The following is a 4,011-nucleotide window of genomic DNA, read 5'->3' as shown; positions in this document are numbered from 1 at the left end:
GTCGCGCGCCCGCCGGCGGTCGGGCAGGCCGCACCGCCCTTCACGCTGACGACGATCGACGGCACGAAGATCACGTCCGACCACCTGCGCGGACAGGTGGTGATCCTCAATTACTGGGCGACCTGGTGCGCGCCGTGCCGTCAGGAACTGCCGCTGCTCGACGCCTATTACGCGCTGCAACAGCGCCACGGCCTGCGCGTGTTCGCCGCGATGACCGAGGATTCGCTGCCGCTGTCGAAGATGAAGCCGCTGTTCGCCGCGCTCCACATCACGCCGGTGCGCCGGATGACCGGGCCGTATCGCGACATCACCGGCCTGCCGACGAACTACGTCATCGATCGTGCAGGACGCGTCCGTTACGCGCAAGCGGGCGCCTTCACGCTCGACGATCTCAACCGCGTCATCGTCCCGCTGCTGAACGAACCGGCGCCCGCGCCCGCCGCGCCGGCGGCATAGCGCGGGCACGCAGGCGGCTCAGTCGCGCAACAATGCCGCGACGCCGGGCAGCTCGCGCCCTTCCATCCATTCCAGGAACGCGCCGCCCGCGGTCGATACGAAGGTGAACGATTCGCCCGCACCCGCGTGGTTCAGCGCCGCAACCGTGTCGCCGCCGCCCGCCACCGACACCAGGCTGCCTTCCTTGGTCAGCGCCGCGGCGGTCCGCGCCAGCGCCACCGTGGCGGTGTCGAACGGCGCGGTCTCGAACGCGCCCAGCGGGCCGTTCCACACCAGCGTCCGGCACGTCTTGAGCACGTCGCCCAGCGCCTCGACCGCGGCGGGGCCGACGTCCAGGATCATCTCGTCCGCCGCCACTTCGTGCACGTTGACGGTGCGCGTCGGCGGGTTCGCCCTGAATTCCTTCGCGACCACCACGTCATAGGGCAAATGCACGGTGCAGCCGGCCTTGTCCGCGGCGTCCAGGATCTCCTCGGCGGTGCCGGTCAGGTCGTGCTCGCACAGGCTCTTGCCCACGTCGACTCCGCGCGCCGCCAGGAAGGTGTTGGCCATGCCGCCGCCGATGATCAGGTGATCAACCTTCGCCACCAGATGCTTGAGCACGTCCAGCTTGGTCGACACCTTCGCCCCGCCGACCACCGCGGCGACCGGATGCTCGGGCTTGCCCAGCGCCTTTTCCAGCGCGTCCAGCTCCGCCTCCATCGCGCGCCCGGCGAACGCGGGCAGCGCGTGCGCCAGTCCCTCGGTCGAGGCATGTGCGCGGTGCGCGGCGGAAAAGGCGTCGTTGACGTACAGCTCGCCCAGCGCCGCGAAGCGCGCGACCACCGCCGGATCGTTCTTCTCCTCGCCGCCGAAGAAGCGCGTGTTCTCCAGCACGCCGATATCGCCCGGCTGCATCGTCGCCACCGCGTCCGCCGCGCCTTCCCAGTCGACGTAGCGGACCGGGCGGCCCAGTACCGCTTCATACGGCTTGACGATCTGCGCCAGCGACAGCTCGGCACTCGGCACGCCCTTGGGCCGGCCGAAATGCGCCAGCACCAGCACGATCGCGCCCTGGTCGGCCAGTTCGGCGACGGTCGCGACGGTGGCGCGCAGCCGCGTGTCGTCGGTGACGCGGCCATCGGCCAGCGGCACGTTCAGATCCTCGCGCACCAGCACGCGGCGGCCCTGGACGTCGCCGATATCATCCAGCGTTCGGAACGACTTGGTCATGATTCCTCGATCCTGATTGCATCGTCGAGCGCGATCCATCCGCCCTCGACCACCATCGCGCACGCGCCGCCGCGCCAATCGGGGGTCAACGCCGCGCGCAAGCCATCGGCCAATGCTTCCATCCGCTCGCACGGATCGCATTCGCGGGTGATCTCCAGCACCACGTCGGCGCCGATCCGCAGCCGCACGCCCGGCACCCTGGGAAGGTCAATGCCATCGACCAGCAGGTTGGCGCGCCGTTCCTGCCAGCCGATGCGATGGCCCACCTCGGCCATCGCCCCCTCCCAGTCGCCGCGCTCGATCAGCGTCACCTGCCGCCGGTAGGGCTTGCCGCGCATCGCGCCGCGGAAATCGCCGTGGATCCCGCCGTCGCGCGTCACCTCGACGCGCTCCACCAGCTCCATCGGTGCGCGCGACCGGGCGTGGCGCGCGATGCCCAGCAAGCGGCCGGTCATCGGCTATCCCGCCACAACGTCATGCCAGCGAAAGCCGGCATCTCCCCGTTACAGGGAGACCCCGGCTTCCGCCGGGGTGACGTGTCGGGCGCGCTCATCACCCCAGCTTCGCCATCGCCGTCGCGGTATCGACCATCCGGTTGGAGAAGCCCCATTCGTTGTCGTACCAGCTGACGACGCGCACCAGCTTGCCGTCCAGCACCGCGGTCTCCAGGCTGTCGACCGTCGAGGATACCGGCGTGTGGACGATGTCGATCGACACCAGCGGTTCGTCCGAATAGTCCAGCACGCCCTTCATCGGCCCTTCCGCGGCCGCCTTCAGCAGCGCGTTGACCTCGTCGCGAGTAGTGTCGCGCTTGGGGGTGAAGGTCAGGTCGATCAGGCTGCCGTCCGGGGTCGGCACGCGTACCGCCGAACCGTCCAGCTTGCCCTTCAGCTCGGGCAGCACTTCGCCCACCGCGCGCGCGGCGCCGGTGGTGGTCGGGATCATGCTCATCGCCGCGGCGCGCGCCCGGCGGAGGTCGGGATGGATCTGGTCCAGGATCTTCTGGTCGTTGGTATAGGCGTGGATGGTGGTCATCAGCCCGCGCTCGATGCCGATCGCATCGTTCAGCACCTTGGCCACCGGCGCCAGGCAGTTGGTGGTGCACGATGCGTTCGACACGATCGTGTGCCCGGCCTCCAGCTTGTCGTGGTTGACGCCGTAGACGACGGTCAGGTCGACGCCCTTGGCCGGGGCGGAGATCAGCACCTTCTTCGCGCCCGCGTCGATATGCTTCTGCGCGCTGGCGCGGTCGGTGAAGAAGCCGGTGCATTCCAGCACCAGATCGACGCCCAGTTCCTTGTGCGGCAGGTTGGCCGGATCGCGCTCGGCGGTGACGCGGATGCGCTTGCCGTCGATCACCATGTCCTGCCCGTCCGCCTCGACGGTGCCGGCATATTTGCCGTGGACGCTGTCGCGGCTGAACAGCCAGGCGTTCGACTTGGTATCGGCAAGGTCGTTGATCGCCACCAGTTCCAGCTCGCTGCCGCGCTCCAGCAGTGCGCGCGCCACCAGCCGGCCGATACGTCCGAAGCCGTTGATCGCTACCTTCGTCATGATGCCTCCCTCGCCCGATATTCGGTGAACGGCGGGTCTTTGCGCAGGCGCGGGCGCGTCCGTCAACCGCCGCGGCGCGTCATCCCGTCCGGTAACGGGGCGCGATCGGGCTTGTCGGGGCTGGCACGCGATCCTATCGCAAGCGCCATGGACAATCCCGCGATCACCCGGCTCGAAGCCGCCATCGACCGTATCGAACGGGTGGTGGAGGACCGCCGCACCGCCGCCGCCGTGATGGAACGCCGCCACGCGGCGCTGCGGCAACGGATGGGCGAGGCGGTGGCCGCGCTGGACGAGATCATCGCCGGCGAAGGAAACGACTGATGGCGATCGTCACGCTCAGGATCGGCGACACGACTCACGACGTCGGCTGCCGCGACGGCGGCGAGGACCGGCTGCACCAGGCCGCGGCGATCATCGAGGAACATTGGGCCGACGCGCGCCGCGCCGCGGGTGCGGGGGGCGCGAACCGCGCTTTCCTGCTCGCCGCGCTGATGGTCGCGGACCAGCTGATCGACGAACGGCAGAAGCCGCCGCCCGAAACGCCCGAGGCGGCCGCGCTCGACCGGCTGACCCGCCGCCTCGAATCGCTTGCCGACGCCCTTGAGAATGCCGCGCCGAGCGCCTAGATCGTCGGGCGGCGGGTTCTGCCCGGTACGAGCCTGAAATTATCCCTGAGGCTATTCATCATCCGCGGGGGTTGTCCCTGCCCGGGCCCTGGCCCGACGCATATGATCCCCACCTGACGTACTGGGCGTCAGTGGATACTTTGGCCAACGGCCATGGCGG

General features: G+C 69.5%; 6 protein-coding genes. 3 read left to right on the top strand and 3 right to left on the bottom strand.

The features are described 5' to 3' along the window. A partial coding sequence (locus AX685_RS12420) for a TlpA family protein disulfide reductase (protein ID WP_066489146.1) occupies positions 1-456 on the top strand: 456 nt, incomplete at its 5' end. Positions 457-474: 18 nt separating this feature from the next. Here the strand turns inward: AX685_RS12420 and AX685_RS12415 are convergent. From AX685_RS12415 to gap, 3 genes are all read right to left on the bottom strand, one after another. Beyond that, on the bottom strand, positions 475-1,668 hold the full coding sequence (locus AX685_RS12415) for a phosphoglycerate kinase (protein WP_066489143.1): 1,194 nt from the start codon (positions 1,666-1,668) through the stop codon (positions 475-477). Then, a complete protein-coding gene (locus AX685_RS12410) occupies positions 1,665-2,123 on the bottom strand; it encodes an MOSC domain-containing protein (RefSeq protein ID WP_066489140.1) in 459 nt (152 codons plus the stop codon). Before AX685_RS12410 ends, AX685_RS12415 begins: the two co-directional genes overlap by 4 nt. Positions 2,124-2,220: 97 nt before the next feature. Further along, a complete protein-coding gene (gene gap / locus AX685_RS12405) occupies positions 2,221-3,222 on the bottom strand; it encodes a type I glyceraldehyde-3-phosphate dehydrogenase (RefSeq protein WP_066489138.1) in 1,002 nt (333 codons plus the stop codon). 147 nt (positions 3,223-3,369) lie between these two features. Here gap and AX685_RS22635 point away from each other — a divergent pair, with 147 nt between their 5' ends. Continuing rightward, positions 3,370-3,546: a hypothetical protein gene (locus AX685_RS22635; protein WP_176484793.1), complete on the top strand. Its 177-nt coding sequence runs from the start codon at positions 3,370-3,372 to the stop codon at positions 3,544-3,546. Continuing rightward, complete coding sequence (locus tag AX685_RS12400; protein WP_066489136.1) at positions 3,546-3,851, top strand: cell division protein ZapA; 306 nt, start codon at positions 3,546-3,548, stop codon at positions 3,849-3,851. The genes AX685_RS22635 and AX685_RS12400 overlap by 1 nt, the downstream gene beginning before the upstream one ends. Positions 3,852-4,011 lie beyond the last annotated feature (160 nt).

Source organism: Sphingomonas sp. CCH9-F2, from assembly GCF_001556735.1.
GTDB lineage: Bacteria > Pseudomonadota > Alphaproteobacteria > Sphingomonadales > Sphingomonadaceae > Sphingomonas > Sphingomonas ginsenosidimutans.
The sequence above is the reverse complement of the archived record's forward strand: the minus strand, read 5'-3'. Positions and strand labels throughout refer to the sequence as shown.